The sequence below is a fragment of the Microcoleus sp. A006_D1 genome, from assembly GCF_036702805.1.
In the GTDB taxonomy this organism is placed as follows: Bacteria; Cyanobacteriota; Cyanobacteriia; order Cyanobacteriales; family Microcoleaceae; genus Microcoleus.
This window is the reverse complement of record NZ_JAUBVZ010000002.1, coordinates 194,128-216,972: the sequence shown is the minus strand read 5'-3', so window position 1 is coordinate 216,972 and position 22,845 is coordinate 194,128. Positions and strand designations below refer to the sequence as shown.

The 22,845-nt window shown below is 45.1% G+C and carries 22 protein-coding genes; 9 read left to right on the top strand and 13 right to left on the bottom strand.

What is annotated here, in order from left to right; translation table 11 throughout:
- Positions 1-119: 119 nt before the first annotated feature.
- The gene (locus QUB68_RS03840; RefSeq protein ID WP_332989553.1) at positions 120-1,265 is read right to left on the bottom strand and encodes an iron-containing alcohol dehydrogenase family protein; all 1,146 of its coding nucleotides are present in this window, start codon (positions 1,263-1,265) and stop codon (positions 120-122) included.
- A gap of 267 nt (positions 1,266-1,532) precedes the next feature.
- Positions 1,533-1,868, bottom strand: a complete 336-nt coding sequence (locus QUB68_RS03835; protein ID WP_332989552.1) for an element excision factor XisI family protein — start codon at positions 1,866-1,868, stop codon at positions 1,533-1,535.
- A 308-nt stretch (positions 1,869-2,176) separates the two neighbouring features.
- On the opposite strand from QUB68_RS03835, the gene QUB68_RS03830 reads away from it, so the two are divergent.
- A complete protein-coding gene (locus tag QUB68_RS03830) occupies positions 2,177-3,301 on the top strand; it encodes an AAA family ATPase (RefSeq protein WP_332989551.1) in 1,125 nt (374 codons plus the stop codon).
- Positions 3,298-3,786, top strand: a complete 489-nt coding sequence (locus QUB68_RS03825; RefSeq protein ID WP_332989549.1) for a hypothetical protein — start codon at positions 3,298-3,300, stop codon at positions 3,784-3,786. Before QUB68_RS03830 ends, QUB68_RS03825 begins: the two co-directional genes overlap by 4 nt.
- A gap of 139 nt (positions 3,787-3,925) precedes the next feature.
- Here QUB68_RS03825 and QUB68_RS03820 read toward each other — a convergent pair whose 3' ends face one another.
- On the bottom strand, positions 3,926-5,614 hold the full coding sequence (locus QUB68_RS03820; protein ID WP_332989547.1) for a DNA repair helicase XPB: 1,689 nt from the start codon (positions 5,612-5,614) through the stop codon (positions 3,926-3,928).
- 294 nt (positions 5,615-5,908) lie between these two features.
- Entirely contained in the window at positions 5,909-7,774 is a 1,866-nt protein-coding gene (locus tag QUB68_RS03815; protein ID WP_332989545.1) for a hypothetical protein, read from the bottom strand.
- Positions 7,775-8,081: 307 nt separating this feature from the next.
- Here QUB68_RS03815 and QUB68_RS03810 point away from each other — a divergent pair, with 307 nt between their 5' ends.
- Together QUB68_RS03810 and QUB68_RS03805 are read left to right on the top strand one after the other, a co-directional pair.
- Positions 8,082-8,531 carry a DUF29 domain-containing protein gene (locus tag QUB68_RS03810; RefSeq protein ID WP_332989543.1) on the top strand — a complete coding sequence of 150 codons (450 nt, stop codon included), beginning with the start codon at positions 8,082-8,084 and terminating at the stop codon, positions 8,529-8,531.
- 105 nt (positions 8,532-8,636) lie between these two features.
- Positions 8,637-9,086: a DUF29 domain-containing protein gene (locus QUB68_RS03805; RefSeq protein ID WP_332989541.1), complete on the top strand. Its 450-nt coding sequence runs from the start codon at positions 8,637-8,639 to the stop codon at positions 9,084-9,086.
- A 60-nt stretch (positions 9,087-9,146) separates the two neighbouring features.
- Here the strand turns inward: QUB68_RS03805 and QUB68_RS03800 are convergent, their stop codons facing one another.
- Positions 9,147-9,308 carry a hypothetical protein gene (locus QUB68_RS03800; RefSeq protein WP_332989539.1) on the bottom strand — a complete coding sequence of 54 codons (162 nt, stop codon included), beginning with the start codon at positions 9,306-9,308 and terminating at the stop codon, positions 9,147-9,149.
- A 75-nt stretch (positions 9,309-9,383) separates the two neighbouring features.
- Complete coding sequence (locus tag QUB68_RS03795; RefSeq protein ID WP_332989537.1) at positions 9,384-9,587, bottom strand: hypothetical protein; 204 nt, start codon at positions 9,585-9,587, stop codon at positions 9,384-9,386.
- A gap of 311 nt (positions 9,588-9,898) precedes the next feature.
- On the opposite strand from QUB68_RS03795, the gene QUB68_RS03790 reads away from it, so the two are divergent.
- The 3 genes from QUB68_RS03790 to QUB68_RS03780 all read left to right on the top strand — a co-directional run bounded on the left by QUB68_RS03790 (position 9,899) and on the right by QUB68_RS03780 (position 12,848).
- Positions 9,899-11,323, top strand: coding sequence for an aspartate ammonia-lyase (locus QUB68_RS03790; RefSeq protein WP_332989535.1), 1,425 nt, complete (start codon positions 9,899-9,901; stop codon positions 11,321-11,323).
- 110 nt (positions 11,324-11,433) lie between these two features.
- Positions 11,434-11,760 carry a hypothetical protein gene (locus tag QUB68_RS03785; protein WP_332989533.1) on the top strand — a complete coding sequence of 109 codons (327 nt, stop codon included), beginning with the start codon at positions 11,434-11,436 and terminating at the stop codon, positions 11,758-11,760.
- A 128-nt stretch (positions 11,761-11,888) separates the two neighbouring features.
- The gene (locus tag QUB68_RS03780) at positions 11,889-12,848 is read left to right on the top strand and encodes a DUF362 domain-containing protein (protein WP_332989531.1); all 960 of its coding nucleotides are present in this window, start codon (positions 11,889-11,891) and stop codon (positions 12,846-12,848) included.
- 117 nt (positions 12,849-12,965) lie between these two features.
- Here QUB68_RS03780 and QUB68_RS03775 read toward each other — a convergent pair whose 3' ends face one another.
- On the bottom strand, positions 12,966-14,423 hold the full coding sequence (locus tag QUB68_RS03775) for an Ig-like domain-containing protein (protein WP_332989529.1): 1,458 nt from the start codon (positions 14,421-14,423) through the stop codon (positions 12,966-12,968).
- Positions 14,424-14,580: 157 nt separating this feature from the next.
- On the opposite strand from QUB68_RS03775, the gene QUB68_RS03770 reads away from it, so the two are divergent.
- Positions 14,581-14,877 carry a hypothetical protein gene (locus QUB68_RS03770; protein WP_332989528.1) on the top strand — a complete coding sequence of 99 codons (297 nt, stop codon included), beginning with the start codon at positions 14,581-14,583 and terminating at the stop codon, positions 14,875-14,877.
- A 173-nt stretch (positions 14,878-15,050) separates the two neighbouring features.
- Here the strand turns inward: QUB68_RS03770 and QUB68_RS03765 are convergent, their stop codons facing one another.
- From QUB68_RS03765 to QUB68_RS03745, 5 genes are all read right to left on the bottom strand, one after another.
- Positions 15,051-15,896 carry a WecB/TagA/CpsF family glycosyltransferase gene (locus QUB68_RS03765; protein WP_332989526.1) on the bottom strand — a complete coding sequence of 282 codons (846 nt, stop codon included), beginning with the start codon at positions 15,894-15,896 and terminating at the stop codon, positions 15,051-15,053.
- A gap of 77 nt (positions 15,897-15,973) precedes the next feature.
- Complete coding sequence (locus tag QUB68_RS03760) at positions 15,974-17,056, bottom strand: NAD-dependent epimerase/dehydratase family protein (RefSeq protein WP_332989524.1); 1,083 nt, start codon at positions 17,054-17,056, stop codon at positions 15,974-15,976.
- 59 nt (positions 17,057-17,115) lie between these two features.
- Positions 17,116-18,345, bottom strand: a complete 1,230-nt coding sequence (locus QUB68_RS03755) for a glycosyltransferase family 4 protein (RefSeq protein WP_332989521.1) — start codon at positions 18,343-18,345, stop codon at positions 17,116-17,118.
- Between the two features lie 304 nt (positions 18,346-18,649).
- Positions 18,650-19,801: a glycosyltransferase family 4 protein gene (locus QUB68_RS03750; RefSeq protein ID WP_332989519.1), complete on the bottom strand. Its 1,152-nt coding sequence runs from the start codon at positions 19,799-19,801 to the stop codon at positions 18,650-18,652.
- Between the two features lie 87 nt (positions 19,802-19,888).
- Complete coding sequence (locus QUB68_RS03745; RefSeq protein WP_332989518.1) at positions 19,889-20,770, bottom strand: glycosyltransferase family 2 protein; 882 nt, start codon at positions 20,768-20,770, stop codon at positions 19,889-19,891.
- Between the two features lie 47 nt (positions 20,771-20,817).
- Here QUB68_RS03745 and QUB68_RS03740 point away from each other — a divergent pair, with 47 nt between their 5' ends.
- Positions 20,818-21,576 carry an FkbM family methyltransferase gene (locus QUB68_RS03740; RefSeq protein WP_332989516.1) on the top strand — a complete coding sequence of 253 codons (759 nt, stop codon included), beginning with the start codon at positions 20,818-20,820 and terminating at the stop codon, positions 21,574-21,576.
- Here the strand turns inward: QUB68_RS03740 and QUB68_RS03735 are convergent.
- A complete protein-coding gene (locus QUB68_RS03735; RefSeq protein WP_332990151.1) occupies positions 21,573-22,838 on the bottom strand; it encodes a glycosyltransferase family 4 protein in 1,266 nt (421 codons plus the stop codon). The genes QUB68_RS03740 and QUB68_RS03735 overlap by 4 nt on opposite strands.
- Positions 22,839-22,845 lie beyond the last annotated feature (7 nt).

The window sequence follows — 22,845 nt, the reverse complement described above, 5'->3', positions numbered from 1 at the left end:
TTTGAGAGCTTTCTTGTCCCCCCCTTCTTAAGGGGGGTTAGGGGGGATCTGTCTTAATGGAACCGTATTGCTTTCTAAAACAGTTTTTTTCAGGACTAAAGTCCTTACTACAAACTGTTTTAATTCTTGATTCTCAATTCTCCCACAGGTGCGGTAGTAGAAACCATCGCCGCCATTAATTGTTCGGGAACGACTTTAAATGGCAGTCTGTGGATGTCGGAATTGGGATTGCAAGCTATTTCGGCGGCGCGCTGCAATTGTGTGAGGCTAACGTCTCCGAGTCCGAGGTTGTCTAAAGTTTGAGGTAATCCAATCTCGGCGTAGAATTTTAGCAGTTGCTGTCTCGCGGTGGCCGCGAGTTGATTATTTTGCAGCATTTCTTCTAAGCGTAGTTGCACTAAAATACCGTAGGCGACTTTTTCGCCGTGCAATGTGCCGTGACTTGCTAATAGATGAGTTAGACCATTGTGGACGGCGTGGGCGGCGACGGTACGACATTGGGCTCCGCCAATTCCGCCGATTACTCCTGCTAGCAAGACGACGGCATCTGTGACTTCTTGCCAGGTTTCGCTACCAGGTTCTTTGAGGGCGGTGGCTGATTTTTGGAACAGGATATCGCGCAGGATTCTAGCTTGTTGGACTGCGGCAATGATCATTGTTTGTTCGGAGTGTCCGCTGCTGACTGATGCTTCGTACCATTTGGCGATCGCATCTCCGATTCCTGCTACTAATGTCCGCTGCGGTGCAGTTTGAATTAAGCCGTAATCCAGGATTAATAAGTCGGGACATCTGGTTAATGTGACATCGTATTGGAACGCACCTTGTTCGGAATAAATGTTAGAAAGGGCTGTCCAAGCGGCGCAGGTGGCTGCTGATGTGGGTATTGTGACGATCGCCATTTTGCACTGATGGGCGACGAGTTTGGCTGCATCCAAAGCTTTGCCGCCGCCGATACCGATGATGAAGTCGGCTTGATGGGTTTGGACGGCTTCGCGGAGGGTTTCGAGGCTGATTTCGCTGCAATCTTTGCCGTAGGCTGTGTGGGCGGATTGTAGCTGCTGCTGTTCGAGGATTGGTTGCAGGTAGGGTTGGGCGGCGGCGAGGGAGTTGCTACCGCCGACGATGAGGGGCCGCTTTCCGAAACGGGCGATCGCATCTCCGGCTTGTGCAAGGGCTTTTTGACCCCGCAATACACAGGCGGGAGCAATTGTCAAGGAGTAAATTGCAGTTGTGGCGGTAGTTTTGGTGCTTTGGGTGTGAGTCATCGAACCACTCGATAAGTGACGGGAATGTTTACTGTAACAGGATTCCTGGATTTCCTAGGATAACTCTAACCTGTGTTGGGCGATCGGGTAAGTTTTGTAAAGTTTTTATTAAGTATTGTGGTTGGGGTGGGCTGGGGGAGTTGAAGGGCGATCATGAGTATTCACGCAACTGTAGACTGCCAATTCGCTCGTTTTAATGATGTATATTGGATAGTGCTGAAAGGACAGATGCTTTGTTTCAGCATAACAATTGTAGATTGAGGGGCTTTACACTGTTTGATGCGTTCTTTGTCGATCGCGATTCTCAGGAAAAGAGCTAGTCACGATATGCTCTGCTTTGATACCCGCCTCAATCAGTGATTGGCTTAAACCTTCCTCGAAATTATCCTCTTCAATTACAACTTGACGATCGACTAAACGAGCATGAAACAGAATCGTGTCAATCCAGCGCTGTTTATCCCAGCCTGTCGCGAGAATCAGAAAGTGACCCGAATCGACATCACAGACGGGGTAAAGCTCGATCGCCTGTAAACTGGGTTGGGCGCGAGTTGCTTCTTGCAGGGTTTTTTTGAGAATGTCTGCATAGCTTAATGAGTTATCCATTGGAGAATCACCTCTTGACTTGGTTCGTAAACTAATAAATTGATTTTATTTCGCTGGACGGCTAGCTAAAGAATTGGTTTTTGAAAGTGCTTAATTAGGAAAGAACAGCATAAACCTTGATTAAGAAAAGGAAAGTCTAACGGGAAGTAAGAAAGGGTTGACATACATGAGCAACTTGAGGTATTTTGTAATTATATGATGTATTACACTGCATCTGCAACACAATTATAGGTTAGCTGGCTTCGGTTACAAGTGTTGGTTAACTAAGCTGCTAGTTTTTCATTTTAACTCGTCGGAGTCGTTTTTATATGCTGCAAAGATTATACGTACATAACTTCAGATGCCTAGAGAATTTTGAATTGATTCTCAAAGAGATGTCATCCTCCCTTTTGATTGGGAAAAACGGTGCTGGTAAATCGACCATTGCCTCTGCATTGGAAGTGCTTCAAAGCGCTGGTCGAGGCATCAATAGAATGCGCGACCTTGAGGACAAGGGTCTGATTGGGCCAAAAGATTTTAATCGAGGAAGATCTGATGTTCCAATTCGATTTGAGATAGAAGTATTACTGGACAAGAAACTATATAAATATATCCTTGCATTGGAATTACCAGAAAACTTTAGAGAGCTTCGAGTTGTTGAAGAGCAATTGTTAATTGCAGGAAATCCAATTTACTCTCGCAAGGAAGCCCAAGTCACTCTTTACACCAGCCCCAAAAATCTTGAAGCTCAGTTTCTAGTAGATTGGCATCTGATTGCCCTTCCTGTTATTCAGGCGCAATCAGCAACCGATCCGCTGCGTATTTTCAAGAGTTGGCTTGCAAGCATGATTATTTTAGCTCCGATTCCAAGTTGGATGACTGGAGAATCTACCGGGGAAACTTTGGAGCCAAAACGAGACGGTTCAAATTTTGGAGAGTGGCTCTCTGGTTTACTCAGTCGCTACCCCGCCGCTTATACACAGACTGACAGATACCTCCGAGAAGTTATGCCTGATATTCAGGATTTTCTGAATGAACAAATTGGTAAAGACTCTAAAAGTATGGTTGTTCGGTTTGAAGCAAAGAGTGCCAATCTGAGTGTTGACTTTAAAGACTTATCTGATGGAGAGAAATGTTTTTTTCTTTGTGCTGTTGTGTTGGCTGCTAACAAATACTATGGGCCACTTTTTTGCTTTTGGGACGAACCAGATAACTATCTTTCCCTGTCAGAAGTTGGGCATTTTGTTACGTCACTACGACGCTCATTTAAGGATAACGGTCAGATTGTAGTGACCTCGCATAATGAGGAAGCAATCCGAAAGTTTTCAAATGAAAACACCTTTGTACTCGATCGCAAAAGTCACCTAGAGCCAACCTTAGTTAGGTTGCTGGGCGATCTACCTATCAGTGGCGATCTTGTAGATACTTTGATTCGTGGCGACATAGAATTATGAGAGTGAATAAGTATCAACCCCATCTTCTTGTGTTGCCAGAAGATGATGCTAATCGCCAAATCGCCAACGGATTCATTCTCAACTCAAACATTAATGAACCTGCCATTCAAGTTTTGCCGATTGCTGATGGTTGGGGGAAAGTTGTGGATAAGTTCAAAGAAAACCATATCTCTGAAATGCGAAAATTCTCAAAAAGAATGATTGTCTTGCTTATTGATTTTGATGAAAATTACGAAGATAGGTTGAGTTATGTAAAGAAGCAGATTCCCGATGATTTAGAAAATAGAGTATTTGTGCTAGGGGTATTATCTGAACCAGAGAAGTTAAGGAGCAATCTTGGAAATAATTTTGAATGTATCGGAGAAAATCTTGCGAAAGATTGCTCTAACAACACGAATGAATTATGGGGACACCATCTTCTCAGGCATAATAAAACTGAGTTAGATCGGATGATTTTATCTGTTAAGCCATTTCTGTTTAATTAAGTCATAGCAGATTCTTGGAGTTACATTAGTGAGCAACAAATGCTCAAATTTTCGGTGAAACACGATCGATCGCCCTTTTCCCATATCCCAGAAAAATACAGCCATTCAAATCAGAAAAAACACGAATACCCAACGCTGACTAACCATCGCCTTGAACCTCAATAGTATAACTGTAGCCCTGTTCAGTCAGAAACAGTTGGCGGTGTCGCGCAAAATCCTCCTCGCAAGTTTGTAGCGAGACTAATGTATAAAAATTCGCAGTATGTCCATCGGATTTAGGGCGGAGAATTCGTCCGAGGCGCTGCGCTTCTTCTTGGCGAGAACCATATTTACCCGATACCTGAATCAACACATCGGCATCGGGTAAATCGACGGCAAAGTTGCCCACACGAGATAGAATTAATCCGGGAATCTCTTTGTTACGGAATGCTTCGTATAGCCGATCGCGCTCAGCCTGTTTTGTCTTCCCCGTAATCAGTGGTAATTGGGTAACTAGGGCGATCGCATCCAACTGTTCCAGAAACTCACCAATAATTAAAATACGGTGTCCCGCTTCCTTTTGCAACAAACTTTGCACCACATCCAACTTACCCGGATTTTCCGCAGCAATCCGAAACTGATTGCGGCGGGGCGCTAGGGCATATTCCATTTTTTCCGCCTCATTTTGGGCGACGCGAATTTCGGTACAATTGGCTGTAGCAATAAATCCCTGTCCTTCCAATTCCCGCCAAGGTACGTCATAGCGCTTGGGGCCAATTAGCGTGAAAACATCCCCTTCTTTCCCATCTTCGCGAATCAATGTCGCAGTCAAACCTAACCTGCGTCGCGCTTGTAAGTCGGCGGTAATCCGAAATATCGGTGCAGGTAATAGATGCACTTCATCGTAAATAATCAGTCCCCAGGATTGCGCGTTAAATAACTCGAAGTGGGGGAATTCATCATCTTTAGTCGATCGATAACTGAGCATTTGGTAAGTCGAGAGAGTTACAGAAGCCGTTTTTTTGCTGTTGCTGCTGTACTCGGCGATCGCATCTTCAGTTAAACTCGTTTTGTCCAATATTTCCCTGCGCCACTGGTGCACCGAAGTCAAACTGCTGGTGAGGATCAATGTTTTTTGCTGTACCAAACTCATCGCAATCATCCCCACAATCGTCTTACCAGCCCCGCAGGGTAGGACGATCGTACCGCTGCCGCCTCTAACCTCTCCGCTCTGATAGAATGCTTCTACTGCTTCCTTTTGATAGGCACGCAAATTAAAGGGTAAGTCGCTTCCTAAAGTTCGATCGCGCAACGTAATTGCCAACTCCGCACCTTCGACATATCCGGCTAAATCTTCCGCCGGATAACCCACAGCTAACAAAGCCTGTTTGAGTACACCGCGATTCCCCGCATCAACTTGAAAACAAAGATCCGAAATCCGCTTACCTAACAGCGGTTTTACGCGCTCATCCCGCACTAGCAACTCCGTCAGCGGGCGATCGGCAATCCGCAGTTGTAAATCGGGATTTTCCGCATCAATCCTTTCAATTACCGTCAATCCGTAGCGCGTACCAAGCAGTGCAATTTCCTGCGCTACCGACTCAGGAATGTCATATTTAGCATACTTTCGCAAAGCTGCGATCATTAATTCAACTAACATTCCCGCCGCCCGCGCATTCCACACGCTTAAGGGCGTAATCCGATAGGTGTGGATGTGTTCGGGACTTTTGATTAATTCGGCAAAGGGTGCGATCGCTTCTCGTGCTAGTTGTGCTGTGGGGGCGTGAACTTCTAGTAAGATCGATCGATCGCTCTGGACGATTAAAGCATTTTCAGCAACATAACTCATAAATAGTTGATAGTTGACAGTTGATAGTTGACAGTTGGCAGTTGACTGTTGGCAGTTGATAGTTGATAGTTGGCAGTTGATAGAAGGAAGAGGGAAGACGGAAGAAGTTTGGTAGAAAATAAATGTTTGGTTTATTTGCTCCAGTCTATGTCAAAGGTGCGTCGCGATCGAGATTGTATATCTTTTTTAGGGATTTATCGCCAGCGACGCACCCTACAAATACTATCTCTTAAAACTCTTGTGGGGTGGGCATCTTGCCCGCCCCAAATCTGCAATTCTAAATGCAGCAACAGCTTATTTATCGCTCTGGGGTAAGACGTAGCCCATCTGCCGCAGGGCGGTGCGAAATTTAGTTTCCTGGCCCAATTGAACTGCTAAAGTGCGATCGCCCGCCAACTGACAGAATTTTTTGGTACGGGAATCATTCGCAATCAGCAATGCTAAATGGGCGGTAGTACACTCGATCAATTTTACAGTGCCTAAATCTTGCAAACTATTCGATCGCTCTGTAACATCGGTGAGAAATTGCTGTACAGTTTGTGGTAGCGGTTCAATGCTCCTTGCTTCTAAAAACTCTGTAAACTCTGCTAGCGGATATCCGTTTTCAATTGCTGCGAAGATTTTTGGTCGATCGAGCCGCCACACAACATCCGAGACTTTTTTAGTATAGATATCGAGGGCGATCGCATCCGATGTCTCGACACCATCTCCCGCCGCAATAATTTCTAGATTAGGCAATACCCGCAGCGTTTGACGGATCGCAATTGCTGGCGGAGTGTAATTGTCAGTCAAGCCTAAACAGTAAGCCCCCAAACCCGTCAGGCGAAAAGCGATTAAGCCATCGTAGCGGCTGAGGAATTCCAAATCGTCGGTTCCCCAAAGATCCTCATAATCGATCGGTACCAGGCACGGATCGACATAGCCAACATCAATCATTCCCAGAGTAGCAGCATACTCAAACAAAAAACAGCGCATATATCGTTCTTGCAGAATATACCAATCGTAACTGCCCAAATCTCCTAAGTTCCCATACCCAGCTTCAGAAATATACAGATAGTAGGGTTCCTCCGTCACTTCAAACTCATGCCCTGTTGCCAGCATATAACTGCTAAATGCGTCAAACAGAATCCACTTGCCCACAGGACATTGTGACAGAATAGAGGCGATCGCATCTCTCCGATCCGCCACCGCCGTCATCCCGTTTGCGCCCCTGCCAGTTTGTCCTTTAATCGCATCAATGCGGCGAAATTCATCAAAAGTTTTTGTCTTTAACCAGCACTTCCATGCTGTTTGTAAACCTTTTGCGGGTGGTTCTTGCAAGGCTTTCAGTCCCGCTTTGGTCAAAACTAGCTTTTTGCCCGATCGTTCGGCTAACTTGCTCCCTTGGGCGATCGCAGCCCAAGCAAAGGGCTTGATGTTACCAATCTCGCCAAATATCTCACCATCCTCTAGGGCAGCTTTGCGCTGTGCATCGTTATAAAAATCGCCTCCTTGCAATACGGCGGCGATCGCTTTCATGGTTGTGGCACTAGGTAATGAAGTTTTCTCGCTGACAGCAACTTTGCCCGACTGAATCAGACGCAAAACTGCTGCAAAATCCTTTGGGGCTGCCAGTTCCATTTCAAACACAGTCACAGGCAGTTCCCATTTTTCTATGTCTGTTTCGCCTGTACTGTAGTTGTATTTTTCGGCGCTAACCTCAATACTATTTGGTAGCGTGTCGCCAACCAGATTTAAGCTCGTTTCTTTAGGTTTTGGAACGAACCTCAGCAATTCTTCTTCGAGATCGTCGGGTATCGTTCTGCCATATAAAAATAACCGTAGTAGCGATGGTTCTTGTTGGTATCCATAGCGATCGCTCTTACCCCAATCTGGTTCTTGTCCGTATTTCGCCCTAAACACATGAGGATGATAGTAACCGTCCTGCCCATGTATAACTTCAGCTACGGCCGCTTTCTGAATGTCGTCTAATTGCATCCAAACTTGCTTAAGGTTCTGTCCCTGCATTTGCTCTTTAATGACAGCAACAAGGTCAGCTTTACGGGTTACTTTAGTATTGTCAGGTAACAGTGCCTTGAGCTTTTTTAAATCGTCAACAATTATTCCTTCGAGTGCCTGTTGGAGTGTAATGATATCATCTATGATTGGGTAACGCGGCATGATTTTTGGTAATGCGCCCGCTTCAAAATTGTTTTTGCCACCCAAATATAACAACTTTACGGGATACAAAACTTTAACTTTTGTTACAAAATGAGTGGGTCGTAGGGTGCGTCGCCACAGAAAATCCCTCGCCTTGCATATCGACAATCTCATAGCGACGCACCTGGGTTCTTCAAGAACCCGTATAAACAAACGCAATACTTATTTGGGAGCAAAAATTTGTAAAAATTGTATATGCTGTTGTGCGTTTAAATTGTATATGACTTATGATAAATTTAGGAATATAGCTAATCTCAAGGAAATAGCAATGCTGACTAAACAAGATTGGGACTGGTTAGCAGTGTGTTCTCATTATCAAACGGCTGTCACAGTCCAGACACTTCTCAAAGCAGGAAAATCTATGGAAGCAACCGCAGGCTTAGAATCTCTAATTGAAGCAATGGGAAGAACCGAAAGACGAGCATTAAAAAGCCAGTTAATTCGTTTAATGCTTGATATTATTAAATGGAAATGTCAACCTCAAAAACAAAGTTCTAGCTGGGCTATCAGTATTCTCTCCGCTCGCCGGGAGATAGAAGATATTCAGGAAGAAGTTCCTAGTCTGAATCGTGATGCTGTTGAGTCTATTTGGGGTAAATGTTTTCAAGCAGCCGTGAAAGAGGCTGAAATCGAAATGAGGAAAGTTAAATGTCACTTAACATCCCTTTCTTGGTCTGAAGTTTTTGAGGATGAATATACTTTGTCTGATGACCTATAAAGTTGAGATTTTGCGTGACAGCAACCGGGTTTCTCAACCCAACCTGTTTACTTATGATAAACTTATCATAAATTTAGGAATATAAGCAATATCCAGGAAATAGCAATGCTGACTAAACAAGATTGGGACTGGTTAGCAGTGTGTTCTCATTATCAAACGGCTGTCACAGTCCAGACACTTCTCAAAGAAGGAAAATCTATGGAAGCAACCGCAGGTTTAGAATCTCTAATTGAAGCAATGGGAAGAACAGAAAGACGAGCCGTAAAAAGCCAGCTAATTCGCTTAATGCTTCATATTATTAAATGGAAAGTTCAACCTCAAAAACGCAGTTCTAGTTGGACTATTAGTATTCGTTCTGCCCGTCGAGAGATAGAAGATAGTCAAGAGGAAATGCCGAGTTTGAATCGTGATTTTCTTGAGTCTATCTGGGAAAAATGTTTTCAAATCGCGGTGAAGGATGCCGAAGATGAAATGGGTTTAAAATGTCACTTAACATCCCTATCCTGGTCTGAAGTTTTTGAGGATGAATATACTTTGTATGAGGGCGATTTATAAAATTAAAAGCCCTACCATTTAATTCTCAATGGCATATTTGGCACCATAAAATCACCCGGTTCAATAGTCGTCATACAGTCCTTCGTCTTCGGATGCGTAGCCTTTCAAAAAAGCATCGTGGCTGCGAGTAATAACTGGGTCAATTAAATAGTCTTCCCCGTCGAGTACAAAAAACTCTGTTAATTGGGCAGCGGTTAAATCATGTTGGGTTGTTATCTCCACAGACGGTTCTAGTATTTTAGGGGATTCTAATAAGACCCTAAGAAAATCCATTAACGATCGCTTGGGATGCGGTGGTTATGTTGGCGAAATACTAGACTCAGAACTTTCATTTGGTGACTGTTTTACTTTTTGTCCTTGTACTAAGAATTGCACAAAGTCAAGCACTTCCTGTTGTCTTTCTGTCGGAAGCAGTCGCAGATTTTCTAACAAGGTTTTTTCGAGATTGCCGATTCTCAAAAAATTTACTGGGTATTTGAAAGTTTTTGCTGGTCTGTTCATAACAGTTTAACCGTCAGAGTGAAATGGATTTACTTGTACGATTATAGCTGAGCAGTCCTGTCTGTGTGCGATCGCCCCGGAGGCCAATCAATTTTAGCTTTTTGTAAACTGTCTGTTCCGGTTCGCCCTCACCCAAGACTTGATTTTTGATTCGAGATTTGAGATTGAACCCCGAGATGTGAGATAATGTTAGCCGATCGCAATTTACGCATTACTCTACAGTCGCCAGCGGGCGCGGTACAGTAAAAACACCCGCAGCGTGGTGTTACCCCAAAATTTGTACAATTCCTAATTATTACAAACCAGACGATATGACTCAACAGCCAACTATCACCTACCGCACTGAAAGCGACTCGATGGGAGACAAACAAATCCCATCTACCGTTTATTACGGCATTCAAACTCTGCGCGCCGTTGAAAATTTTCCAATTAGCGGTATCAAACCTTTATCAACTTACATCGATGCTTGCGTTTTAATTAAAAAAGCTGCGGCAGTTGCGAACGGTCAACTGGGCTGTATTCCTGAAGATATCAGTCAAGCATTGATCGCAGCCGCAGATGAAGTTTTAGCGGGAAATTTGCGCGATCAATTTGTGGTTGATGTCTACCAAGCAGGCGCGGGAACTTCTCACCACATGAACGTTAACGAAGTTCTTTCTAATCGCGCTTTGGAAATTATGGGCGATGAAAAAGGCAACTACAAGCGTGTCAGTCCCAACGATCATGTAAACTACGGTCAATCGACAAATGATGTGATTCCGACTGCAATTCGGATCGGCGGTTTGTTGGCTTTGGAAAAAACTTTGTTTCCGGCTTTATCTGGGGCGATCGCAGCCCTTGACAAAAAAGCCGAAGAATTCCAAGATATCGTCAAATCCGGCCGCACTCACCTGCAAGATGCCGTCCCGATTCGACTTGGCGAAACCTTCCGCGCTTGGGCACAAATTCTCAGAGAGCACAGCGCCAGAATTGCCACTGCTTCCGGCGATTTGACATCCTTGGGATTAGGCGGCAGCGCAGCGGGAACTGGTTTAAATACTCATCCAGAATACTGTGAAAAAGTCGCTCAAATTCTCTCGGAGTTAATCGGAAAACCCCTAAAACCCGCACCGCATTTAATGGCAGCAATGCAGAGTATGGCGCCGTTTGTCAATGTCTCCGGCGCACTGCGAAATCTCGCTCAGGATTGCGTTAAAATGTCCCATGACTTGCGTTTGATGGATTCCGGGCCGAAAACGGGTTTCAAGGAAATTCAACTGCCTCCCGTGCAACCTGGTTCGTCAATCATGCCGGGGAAATACAATCCTGTGATGGCAGAAATGACTTCGATGGTGTGTTTTCAAGTTATGGGTTACGATAGCTCGATCGCCCTTTGTGCCCAAGCAGGACAATTAGAATTGAACGTGATGATGCCCCTGATCGCCTACAATCTGATTCACAGCATCGAAATTTTGGGCAATACCATCAGCGCCCTGACAACCAAATGCCTGGATAAAATTGAAGCTAAGGGCGATCGGTGTCTCGCTTATGCAGAAGGCAGTCTCGCCCTCGTTACCGCCCTGAATACTCACATCGGCTATCTCAACGCCGCCGCCGTCGCTAAAGAATCTCTCGAAACTGGCAAATCTTTGCGGCAAATTGTGCTAGAACGCGGTTTAATGAATGCAGAAGACTTGGCAACAGTTCTAGATTTAGAGAAAATGAGTGCGATGCCGAAATCTTCTGCTCAGGCTTAGTCCCTAGCAAGCGGTTAGCATCATAGGTGAAAGTTAAAGAATTCAGAATTAAAATTTTTTACATTTAATTCGGAATTTTTTTCAAATCTAAAAATTGGGGAGCAAAATTTATGCGCGCAGGTTCCTTTGGCAAATTAACTCAAGATAAAGAGAACACAACTCAAGTAACATTTCATTATGTGGAAGGCCACACAGAAACTTTTACTATTCCGATGCCAGCACAAGAATTTCAAGAGGAAGTGCTGAATTTGTTAAATCAACCTTGGTTGACTTTTCATTTGATAGATCAAACGGTTTTTATCTGCACTGCCCGGTTGGTGAAAGTGGAAGTTAAACCTGCTATCCCGGAACTTCAAGGTCAAGGAATTTTCTCTAATTCCCTGCGAGTTAGTACCATGCAGCGGGCTGCTTCTGGCAGATTACCGATGAATACATAATGGGGCATGGGGCATGGGGCATTGGATCTGAGGATTAATCATTGGTAATTTGTTGTAATTACCAATTATCAATTACTAATGCCCCATCTCAAATAACCAATAACCAATAACCAATAACCAATAACATCATGTCTTCTGTTAGTTTAATTCGTGCTAATTCCTACGATCTCGAAAATCTCCAAGCATCTTTAGAAAATTTGCTCGCACCCTTGGGCGGAATCTCGGCTTTTGTCAAATCGGGCGATCGGGTTTTACTCAAACCCAATCTCCTCACCGGTTCTCGCCCTACCAAAGAATGCGTCACCCGCCCGGAGTTAGTTTACTGCGTGGCGAAAATGGTAATCGAAGCGGGAGGAAAACCGTTTTTAGGGGACAGTCCGGCTTTTGGCAGCGCGATGGGTGTAGCCAAAGCCAACGGTTATTTACCACTGTTGGAAGAACTCAATTTGCCAGTAGTAGAATTTCAAGGAAAACGCTACAAAACAGTCAGCGAAGATTTCAATCATCTGCGAATTTGCAAAGAAGCAATGGAAGCTGATGTCGTGATTAATTTGCCAAAACTCAAATCTCACGTTCAATTAACGGTGACAATGGGCGTCAAAAATTTGTTCGGCTGCGTGCCCGGGAAAATGAAGGCCTGGTGGCACATGGAAGCTGGCAAAGATAGCGCCAGATTCGGTCAAATGCTGGTAGAAACAGCCCGCACAATTAACCCAAATTTGACAATTTTGGATGGAATTATCGGTCACGAAGGTAATGGCCCTAGCGGCGGCGAACCTAAGTTTTTGGGAATTTTGGGCGCGTCTGATGATGTGTTTGCGCTGGACAGGACTTTAGTAGAAATTATTAATGTCGATCCGGCGGTGGTTCCGACTGTGGCTGCGGCGATGAGATTGGGACTTTGCTCAAATTTGGAGGCGATTAATTTTCCGCTTTTGCACCCGGAAAGTCTCAAGGTTTTGGATTGGAAGTTGCCGGAAAATATGATGCCGATCGACTTTGGGATGCCTCGGGTGATTAAGTCTACTTTCAGGCATTTTTATATCCGGTTTATCAAAGAACGGATGGCGGCTTACGCGGGAAAATAACAGGTTTGTAGTATTGGTTTGTAGTAGTGAGTCGGCGGTTGAAACCGCCACTACACAAACTAAGTCTGCCTCCGCAGACTGAAGAGTAAAGTTATCTGATTTTTTATTGTTGATTTTCTAGGGCAGCCAGCGGGGGCGGAATCCTTTTAAAGTCAATTCTTCAGGTGATGGAGAATTATTAGATGCCGGTACGTTTTTTAAGTTTAAAAGTATGAGAGTTGAAGAGGCGATCGCACTTCCGCCATCTGTCCTCAAATCTCCTGGGACAGGTTCCGATTTTTTGGTAACTATCCGGTCTAATAGCAATTCTAACCCATCGGGCGACAAGCTCATTTTTGTCTCCACTTGGTCGGGTAAAACTAACAGGGATTTTACTTGAAATGTCTGCAAATTAATTGCTTCTAGGGTGAGTTGTTCAGAAAAATCTTTCCCTGGCTTCCGCCTGGTTAACAAACAGTAAAGCTGAGGATTTCTGGGGTCAAACTGACAGTTGAGGAATTCTCCGGCGGTGCGGATCAATTCTTTTTGCAATCCCTGATTTGTTACTAAAAATATTGACTGCGTAAAATCGCTGTTATACTTCAGCATTGCCGATTCTCTGCCGTCGGGACTGAAGCTGAACACTCTCCGAAATGATGGTATGAATTCTAAAGGTTTGACGTTTGGTGTCAGGGATAAAATGGCGATGCCGTCTGCTTGGGGATTGGCGAAAGTGGCGCTGTCTGGGGCGATCGCAAATTCTCCGGCCGGGCGACTCAACAGCCGCTGCGGAATCGGGGAAGTGGACGATCGCACTACCCACAAACCGATGTCCTCTGCATTGCCCCTCTTTGCCCGCTGTATCGCGATCGCCTTGCCGTCAGGAGACAAATCGAATTTGAGATTTTCATAGTCTTGATTGCCTAAAATCTGCTGGATGCTGCCCGGTTTTTGAGCCGGATCGGAACTTCTGCCTGTAGTGACGGCATACAAAGATTGTTCGTACAAACCAGGCTTGTATTTCGACCATTCGCTAGCAGAAAATAATATGCGATCGCCCGCCGGGTAAATTCTATAATCTTTAACAACTAAATTCTCAGGACTTAGAATAATTTTTTGTTTGCGGGTGAGATTGTAGAGTATTAACCGCCCTTTTTCTGCGGCTTCTGTGCCCGTATAAACAAAAGCTCGATCGGGCGTGCTAAATTGACTGGCAAAAGGTGCGATCGCATTTCCTTGTTTGTCAAAGCCTATTTTCTCCCGTGCTTTTTGCAGTTCAATTTTATAAGTGCGATCGTACTGAGGAGGCGCGATCAAAGTATATACCATCCGCCGCCCCGACCAACTAATTTTTCCCGGCAGAGCTGGCTCGACGTGCAGATTTGCTTCTACGCTTGCACGATCCATCGGGCGGCTGAAAGTCAGGATAAAAGCCGTATCTCTTGCCCCTACTTGTTTGTTTTGCCAACTAAAATCTCGTACTTTCGGTAAAGATCGATCGCCCCCTAACAGCAAAAACCCGATCGCTAAACTCAGCAATAGCATCAATGATACAGCCGCACTGTCGATCGGCTCCAATCTTGTTAATTTTCTCAAAAATATACCAAAGCCTGAATTTAGACTAGACTTATTCCGAAACTTGTGGCAATCCAAACCAGCAATCTCAAGTACAAAGTGACATTTTAGGCGAGATCCTCAAATCTATCGATCGATCTGTTAAATTAAAATCCTGCTCGTCTACAGGAAAGTTATCATGAACAAAAACCTACTGACTTTACTGGGCTGCTCCGGTTCTGTAGCCTTAATGCTCTTAGCGGTAAATCCCGCCAATGCTAGCACCCGAATTTCCCCAAATCCCACCATCGAGCCCAATGGCGAAATCGCAGTCAATCCAGGAACCAATCAAGACGAAAGCCAATCCTCCCAGCCAGAAATCAACTCTGACAAAATAGGAAACCTCGCCGTCATAACTTTAGGCTGCGACTGTAATGGCTGTCGAACCCAAGTCCTCCAAATGATCGAACAAGGACGGCTGACACTTCCTCAGTAATCCAGACAGTAATTTACAAAGCAAGCAAAACCGAAGTCACAGAAAACAACAACCCACTAATTCTAGATTTAAATACTCACAAGTTTCAAGTCAAAGGTGAAAATAATCAATTATTATTTTGGCTTTTGGCTTTTTATTTGTGAAACTGACAATTCACAACAGAAGAGAGAAATTCAACCATACAAAACTTCTTCCACAGGCGGCGTGGCATCTTTGGGGTCGAAATTTTTGAGTTTCAAAGCTTGCAGCAAAAACAGCCAGATATAAAGCGGATTCAACAAAACATACCGCTGCCATAAGCGCCGGGGTTCCTTAACCATCCGAAACAGCCATTCCAAACCTATCTTAGATAAAAACTCAGGAGATTTAGCCAAATTACCCGCATGAAAATCGTAAGCTGCACCTACAGCAATCAGCGGCATTGATAACTCGTTCCGGTATTCGTAAGCCCAAACTTCTTGTCGCGGACACCCCAAACCGACAAAAGTAATTGCTGCACCGCTGTTGCGAATTTCCTGGGCAATTTCTTGCTTTTCTTGCGGTGAAACGTGCCTAAATTTAGAAGGCTGAGTTCCCGCAATAATTAGCTTGGGAAAACGCTCGCAGAGATTGCGAGATAAAGCCTCCAGTACAGAAGCTTGAGAGCCGTACAAATAGACAGATAATCCTGTTTCGGCGGCGCGTTCGCAGATTTGTAACATCGCATTCGGCCCGCAAACTCGATCGGGCAATTCCGTATTGTAAAGCAAATTTAACGCCCATCTTACCGGCTGTCCATCTGGCAATACTAAATCAATGTGATTGATCCGATAGCGGTGAGTGCTGTCAAGCACCCCAGTCATTACCCCGTGCACCGCTAAAGCCGAAACTGACATTGGTTTTCCGGCGGTGGCTGCCGCAATAATTTTGCTAACAGCCGCTTCATAATTAACGGCATTTACTAATATACCCAGTACATTCTTTTTCCCTTTATCAATCATGGAAGACCTCTTTAAGCCAACGCTCGCAGTTACAATCATAAATCTCCTGTAGGATTTGTTTAACGTTGTATTCAATCGTTTACAAAAATTGCCAACAAATTGTTTTTTATCCCCGCTCACTCCTGCGCACCCTCTTTGAGCCAACGCTCGCGGTTACAATCATAAATCTCCTGTAGGATTTGTTTAACGTTATATTGCATTTTCCAGTCAGGATAGTGACTGGCGAATTTTGAATTGTCGCTAATCCACCAAATGTGATCGCCCATGCGATTCCCTTCAGCATAAGTCCAATTAAATTTGCGTTCCGCAATTGCTTCGCACATCTGAATTGCTTCTAACATCGAACAATTGCTGTACCTGCCTCCTCCTGTATTATAAACTTGGGCGCTCCTGGGAGCTTTATAAAATTCATAAAATGCCGCAATTAAATCAGCGCTGTGAATGTTATCGCGGACTTGCTTGCCTTTGTAGCCAAACACGGTGTAGGGAGTTCCCGTCACGGCGCACTTCATCAAGTAAGCGAGGAAGCCGTGCAATTGAGCTCCCGAGTGATTCGGCCCTGTCAGGCAGCCACCGCGAAAACAAGCGGTGTTCATATTAAAATAACGGCCGTATTCTTGAACTAAAACGTCAGCCGCTACCTTAGAAGCCCCAAACAAACTGTGCAGGCACTGGTCGATAGACATATCTTCCCGAATGCCGCTTTCGTAAGTGTGACCCGATTCAATTTCCCACCTGTGTTCTAACTCAATTAAAGGCAATTTGTTCGGCGTATCGCCGTATACTTTATTAGTAGAAGTGAAAATGAAAACTGCTTTGGGACAGTACAAGCGAGTTGCTTCTAAAAGATTGAGAGTACCGTTAGCGTTGACGGTAAAATCTATTTTGGGAGCGCGGGCAGCCCAATCGTGGCTCGGTTGGGCTGCTGTGTGAATTACTAACTCGATCGACTCTCCGTAACGCTGAAAAATATTGGTAATAGCTTCGTAGTCGCGAATGTCCACATCTAAGTGATAATACTTGGTTCCCAAAGATTTTTCTAGCTGTTGGCGGTTCCAGTTCGTAGAACCATCGGCACCAAAAAAGAACTGGCGCATATTGTTGTCGATGCCAACTATGTCTAAGCCTTGTTTGGCAAAAAACTTACACGCCTCCGACCCAATTAATCCCGCCGAGCCAGTAATGATTGCAACGCTCACGTTTCACCGCCTGAAAAAATATGGTTTTCTTTGTTTTGTGCGATCGAACAAATCGGAAGTTATTCTGATTTTCCCTTGCATACATCTTTGCACAATTGAGCAAAGAATTGACCTTTTATATTCCAATCATAGATTTCCCTGACGCGCTTTTGACCTGCTGCACCCAAGCGCGATCGCAATTCACCATCCTTAGCTAAGCATACTATAGCTTCTGCAAGACCTTGAACGGCGCTCACTGGGTCAGTAGCAACCACTTTAATCCCAGTTTCAGCAGTCACTTGAGTAGCCGGGCCCCCCAAATCCAAACAAATCGTCGGACGCCCAACCCCCATCATTTCCGTGCAGACAAAACCGCCCGAGTCATGCAAACTCGGGTGCAGGAGAACGTGAGACTCCCCCATTTTAGAAAGAGTTTCCGTGCGCGGTAAAGACCCCCAAAAAAATACTTGATTTCCCAGTCCCAATTCTATCGCCAAAGCTTCTAAACGCTGCCTTTCCGGGCCATCTCCCACAATCCAGTATTCCGATTGTTCTACCGAAGCCTCCGCAAATGCACGGAGTCCCAAGTGCACCCCTTTCCAATGTAAGAGACGACCGACGCTAATAAATCTAACAGGCTGTTCCGGCGGATTTGGAAATTTCGCTAATTCCTGAATCTCCTGTTGCGATAAACCGACTTGCGAGAAAATTTTCACGTTTTTTGCTTTGAGAAATCGCAATCTGGCTGCGGTTTCTTCCGTAGTAGCCAGCGCCACGGCACTGCGGCGCGCCGTCAGCCCCACAAACGGATCGCGTTCTCCCGCGCTTTGAGCCAATGCTCGCAGCGTTTCGTAAATTTTGCCCCGGCGGCTAAAATCTTGCCAAAAAGGCTTTGGTGCTGCCTCTGCACCGCCCACAGGCCCCCAAATAAAAGGATGCGGCAGCAGCGCCAAGAAACTTGGAGACCAATGCTTGACATAAGTTACATGATGTACTAAGTCAAAACCGATTTCACGATCGAGCTTTCGAGCAATAAAATAAGCCCAGATTTGCCACAAATAATAGTGAAGTTGCAGCAATCCCTGTTTCCCCTTCCAATCTTCGCTCCACCCAAACGGATCGAAATAAACAAAGTGCAGGTTGGGTACCGGATTGCGCTCTAATTCTGCTTCAATGTACGATCGACAAAACGTCCGTGTAAATACCCAACTTTCATGATGTTTAGCAGATTCGATAACAGTATTCCATCCCACTCCCTCTTCAGAGCCGAGATTAGGTTCGCAAGCAAACGCAGATAATAAAACTTTCATTGGTAATCGGTAATTGGGCATTGGGCATTGGGCAAACAGGGCAAACAGGGCATTGGGCAAACAGGGCATCGGGCATTGGTAATTGGGAATCGGTAATTGGGAATTGCTAATTGGTAATTGGTAATTTAAATCCGTTACCAGAAACAATTGGTTTAAAGCCTCCACCCTTAAAGGCGAGAAATTAAAATAAAACTATTCATTACTCCAATCCTCGGACTTTTAGGTCAAGTGCTGTCAACTGTCAACTGTCAACTGTCAACTGAATGAAATCCGTTACATCCGCTACACAATCCGTTGCCGAACTTCACTTATTACCCATCAAAAAATCAGTAACTTCAACATAAGCCTTAGCAGCAGTTTCGGGAGTTTTTTGAGAAATAAGCTGTCGCGAACGCTCTCCCATCGACTCAATTAAATCAGGATTATCAAGAAAAACTTGCATTTTATCCGCCAACTCTCTAGCATTGCTAGGATCGAAAATATAACCGTTTTCCCCAGACACAACTAACTCGCAAGAAGCCGCACCGTTAGAACACAATATCGGTTTCCCAAACACCATCGCCTCCGGTACAACCATACCCCAGACATCCTCAAAAGTAGGAAAGACAAAAATATCAGCAAGCTGAAAATAAGCTCCCAGATTGCCGTAGTCCACCCATCCAACCCAGTTTACCCGATCGGCAAAACCTGCCTCTGCCACAAAAGCTTGCAATTCCTCTAGCCGATCGCCCTTACCGACAATCAGTAAACTATAATCAGAATATCCTTGCTGTTCCAGAACAGCGCAAGCCTCCAAAAGCGTCTTAATTCCCTTGCGAGCCGTAATCCGTCCCACATACAAAAAAACCGGCTTTTTTAAATCCAAACTTGGCAAATCTTGAGATTCCAGAGGTTTCAGCAGCGCTGCCGCATCCGGCACCAAATAAGTTCTCGTAAAAACTTTATTTTCCGGTACATTCAGCACCTCAACCAAATACCTCTTCCCCGCGGCGCTGTTAGAAACAAAAGCATCAGCAAACCGAGCTAAAATCCGCCTTACCGCTGTCCGAAAACTCGAATCTCGAAAATCAGTATTCGGGGAACTCCCGTCATAAATAATCGCAACCCGCCACTGACAAAGCGGCTTAAAGATAATTACCAAGACAGTCCACAGAGAAAAAGCTTGGGGAAACACAACATCAGGTCTAAATTTTAGCAAATGACCGATAATCCGAGGCGACACTGCAATAAAACCGCGATCGTAACCTGTTTCTATCTTTTCCGTTTCAATAAACTTAGTCTTTCCCACCAACTGAATAGCCGAAGCTCCCGGCAACGTCGGATCGAACCCCGGCCAAACACGACCGGTATAAAATACAGTATGCTTAAAAATTTTCGTAAATTCTCTCAAAACAGGCTGCCAGTAAGCTCCCAGTTCCACTTCCGGGACAAGCCAAGCAATGCGAAGTTCATCCATGCGGTTCACCTTTAGTTATAGCGACGACAAGGAAGGTGGCAGTGTTGCCAAAAATCTTACCCATTCCCTGTGGTTGCAAAAATAATATTAGCCGCGATACCCTACAGGGCCTCGGCGGATTGAGGTCAAAATCAACCTCACATAGGGTAACAGCCAATATATCGGCCACAATATATTCGTGTGGCGCTGTACGAGCACTTTCGACTCTTTTGGCCCATAACCCTTGGGTTGCAGTACCTTTTTAAATCGATCGAGCAAACTCATGTTCGGATCTTCCCAGCAGTTACCCTCCGGCGGGTTAGTCGAGCAGGTTCCCACGTATCCGGGAACCACCCAAACTGTACAATTTTGTTGCACCGATCGCAAACCGTAGTCAATATCGCCCATGCTGTGGATAAAAGCCGGGTCTAGGTTTCCCACTACTTCAGCTACAGATCGCGGCATCAAAACACAGTTACCGTTCATCGTACTGCACTGCTGAGGTTCTGCGATCGGTTCCAGCAAGCGAAAATGCAAAGGATGCCACCAGCTAGTCCGCAACCAGCCTCCGTAAGTCAGCGCCCCAGTTACCGCATCGCGAGTAGAACCCACCGCAATCGCTCGCGTGTGGCCTTGCTGGGCCAAGCTGCGGGAAGTAGCCAGCATACTATTCAAGGCTTCCGGTTCCAGTACAGTATCATCGTTGAGCCATAAGTAATAGTCATAATCCTGCTTCATCGCTTCAGCAAATCCTTGCCGCATTCCCCCATTCCAAAACAAATTCCCATCTCCACCGAGCAACTTAACCTGCGGATAAGTCTCCCGCACCGCTTCAGGAGTACCGTCAGTGCTGGCATCATCCACTAAATACACCACCAGCAAGACATCTGCTGGCAGCACCTGATTGAATAGCGCCGCGAGACTAGCTAAGGTCTTTTGCTTGCGGTTGTGGCAAGTTATGATTGTTGCTATAGTGCTGTGTGGTTTCATCAATCTATAATAGTGTCATTCAATATTATTGTAGTCTGGAAAAAATTATGAGGCAAATCCTCAAACAAATCGGGTACACAATCCTCAAGCCTTTGGGATTCGATGTCCCGCGAAAAGGCATGAGAACATCTATGTACGGTGTGCTCGATCAGTTCATCAAGTTGGGTTTTCAACCACAAACGATTCTAGATGTCGGCGTTGCCTACGGAACTTTTGAATTGTACGAAAAATTTCCACAAACCAACTTCTTGCTGGTAGAGCCTTTGATCGAATACGAGAAAAATTTAAAAGAAATTTGTCAAAAATACAAAGCTCAGTATATCATGGCTGGCGCCGGCGCTCAAGCCGGAAATATTACGATTAACGTTCACCCTCAACTTTACGGATCTTCTACTCTCAACGAGTCAGAAGGCAGTCTGGCAGACGGTGTGCCCAGAGAAATTCCCCTAGTTGTCCTCGATGATGTCTGCCGCGAAAAAAACTTAAAAGCGCCTTATTTATTGAAGGTTGACGTGCAAGGCGCCGAGTTGAATGTTTTAGACGGCTGTCGTAAAGTGCTTGAGGATACTGAAGTAGTCATACTGGAAGTATCCCTGTTTCAATTCTTTGTTGGAGGCCCGCAATTATACGATGTTGTCAGTTACATGAAAGAGCGGGGATTTGTCACCTACGATATTTTTGGCGGTTACATCCGCCCTCTCGATGGAGCTTTGGCTCAAGTAGATATGGTGTTTGTTAAAGAAAACGGACAATTTAGAAAGTCTAATTTCTTTGCGACAGCAGAGCAGCGGAAACAGTTGGTTTAATTGGCTGCACTGTTGGCGGCGCCCGCGAGTTCGGAAAACAGCGACAAGTAGCGGCGAGCTTGTATCTCTGAGCTGAATTCTTGTTCGACTTTCTGGCGCGCCCTGGTGCAGAGTTGTTGGTGTCGATCGCGATTTTCCAGTACCCATGCAATACCTGTAGCTAAATCTTCTGTTTCATAAGGTTTAGCTAAATAGCCATTGGAGCAGTGCTCGATCAAATCCGGCATTCCCCCGATATTGAATCCGACGCTGGGAATGCCGCAGGCTGCCGCTTCCATCACCGTATTCGGCAAATTATCGTAAACAGAAGGAGCAACAAAAACATCTGCTGCTGCATAAACTAAGGCTAGGGAAATATCATCAGCAAATTTACCTAAATAATGTGCCTTAAAACCAAGTTCGATCGGATTTTCTGGTTGAGAAGAGCCAAAAACTAGCAATTCTATGCGATCGCTCCAACCCGATTTACTCAGGCTTTGCAAAGCCGGCACCAGCAAGTTAAATCCTTTCCAGCGATCGCCCGTACCGCTAGCACCACCAAAAAGTACAATTTGTTTATCTTGAGGTAAATTCAGGATTTCTCGCGCCCATTCGCGATTTATCGGTTTATACTTTTGAGTATCGATGCCGTTAGGAATGACTTCAACGCGATAATCTTGGCACAAAGAACTAGAACTAGCACATTTAGCCAACCAAGCACTAGGACTCACCAAAGTTAAATTAAGATTTTTCCACGCTTTTGCTTTCCGCCGCCACACCCACCGCGACAAATCCGAGTCTTGGCTGCTGTGCAGTTGCGGACAGCTACCGCAAGATTCAGTATAGCGATCGCACTTTTCGCTATAGTGGCATCCACCCGTAAAAGGCCACATATCGTGCAGCGTCCAAACTAGGGGCCGATCGAACTTCGGAACTGTTTCTACCTGCATATAACCGCCGCAAACCCAGTGCAAATTAATAATATCAGGTTCGAGTTGGGCAACTTTCGCAGCCAGGGAATCGGGCAGCCATTGAGGAGAAAAAATCGCAGGAATTCTTTCCGGGTAAAGCCGCAATGGCGAATTTGATAAAACTGAAATAATCTTATCAAAACTCTTAGCAATCCCCTGCTCTGACGAGATGACATTCGCGCCGCCGCTTTTCTGATTTTTCACCAGCATTTGCGAAGACACGCCAATCCCCTGCAAACCTTGGTGCAGTCTGTAAGCAGCGCGGGCTGCACCGCCTTCAGTGTCAGAACTATTGAGAACTAAAACCTTCATCTCCCCT

What these genes read in the sequence shown, in the direction of transcription:
- QUB68_RS03820 (WP_332989547.1), bottom strand. Translation starts at nt 5,614, where the DNA reads ATGAGTTATGTTGCTGAAAATGCTTTAATCGTCCAGAGCGATCGATCG.
- QUB68_RS03790 (WP_332989535.1), top strand. Translation starts at nt 9,899, where the DNA reads ATGACTCAACAGCCAACTATCACCTACCGCACTGAAAGCGACTCGATG.
- QUB68_RS03755 (WP_332989521.1), bottom strand. Translation starts at nt 18,345, where the DNA reads ATGAAAGTTTTATTATCTGCGTTTGCTTGCGAACCTAATCTCGGCTCT.
- QUB68_RS03765 (WP_332989526.1), bottom strand. Translation starts at nt 15,896, where the DNA reads ATGATTGTAACTGCGAGCGTTGGCTTAAAGAGGTCTTCCATGATTGAT.
- QUB68_RS03745 (WP_332989518.1), bottom strand. Translation starts at nt 20,770, where the DNA reads ATGAAACCACACAGCACTATAGCAACAATCATAACTTGCCACAACCGC.
- QUB68_RS03750 (WP_332989519.1), bottom strand. Translation starts at nt 19,801, where the DNA reads ATGGATGAACTTCGCATTGCTTGGCTTGTCCCGGAAGTGGAACTGGGA.
- QUB68_RS03805 (WP_332989541.1), top strand. Translation starts at nt 8,637, where the DNA reads ATGCTGACTAAACAAGATTGGGACTGGTTAGCAGTGTGTTCTCATTAT.
- QUB68_RS03825 (WP_332989549.1), top strand. Translation starts at nt 3,298, where the DNA reads ATGAGAGTGAATAAGTATCAACCCCATCTTCTTGTGTTGCCAGAAGAT.
- QUB68_RS03770 (WP_332989528.1), top strand. Translation starts at nt 14,581, where the DNA reads ATGAACAAAAACCTACTGACTTTACTGGGCTGCTCCGGTTCTGTAGCC.
- QUB68_RS03785 (WP_332989533.1), top strand. Translation starts at nt 11,434, where the DNA reads ATGCGCGCAGGTTCCTTTGGCAAATTAACTCAAGATAAAGAGAACACA.
- QUB68_RS03795 (WP_332989537.1), bottom strand. Translation starts at nt 9,587, where the DNA reads ATGAACAGACCAGCAAAAACTTTCAAATACCCAGTAAATTTTTTGAGA.
- QUB68_RS03830 (WP_332989551.1), top strand. Translation starts at nt 2,177, where the DNA reads ATGCTGCAAAGATTATACGTACATAACTTCAGATGCCTAGAGAATTTT.
- QUB68_RS03815 (WP_332989545.1), bottom strand. Translation starts at nt 7,774, where the DNA reads ATGCCGCGTTACCCAATCATAGATGATATCATTACACTCCAACAGGCA.
- QUB68_RS03810 (WP_332989543.1), top strand. Translation starts at nt 8,082, where the DNA reads ATGCTGACTAAACAAGATTGGGACTGGTTAGCAGTGTGTTCTCATTAT.
- QUB68_RS03740 (WP_332989516.1), top strand. Translation starts at nt 20,818, where the DNA reads ATGAGGCAAATCCTCAAACAAATCGGGTACACAATCCTCAAGCCTTTG.
- QUB68_RS03840 (WP_332989553.1), bottom strand. Translation starts at nt 1,265, where the DNA reads ATGACTCACACCCAAAGCACCAAAACTACCGCCACAACTGCAATTTAC.
- QUB68_RS03735 (WP_332990151.1), bottom strand. Translation starts at nt 22,838, where the DNA reads ATGAAGGTTTTAGTTCTCAATAGTTCTGACACTGAAGGCGGTGCAGCC.
- QUB68_RS03780 (WP_332989531.1), top strand. Translation starts at nt 11,889, where the DNA reads ATGTCTTCTGTTAGTTTAATTCGTGCTAATTCCTACGATCTCGAAAAT.
- QUB68_RS03835 (WP_332989552.1), bottom strand. Translation starts at nt 1,868, where the DNA reads ATGGATAACTCATTAAGCTATGCAGACATTCTCAAAAAAACCCTGCAA.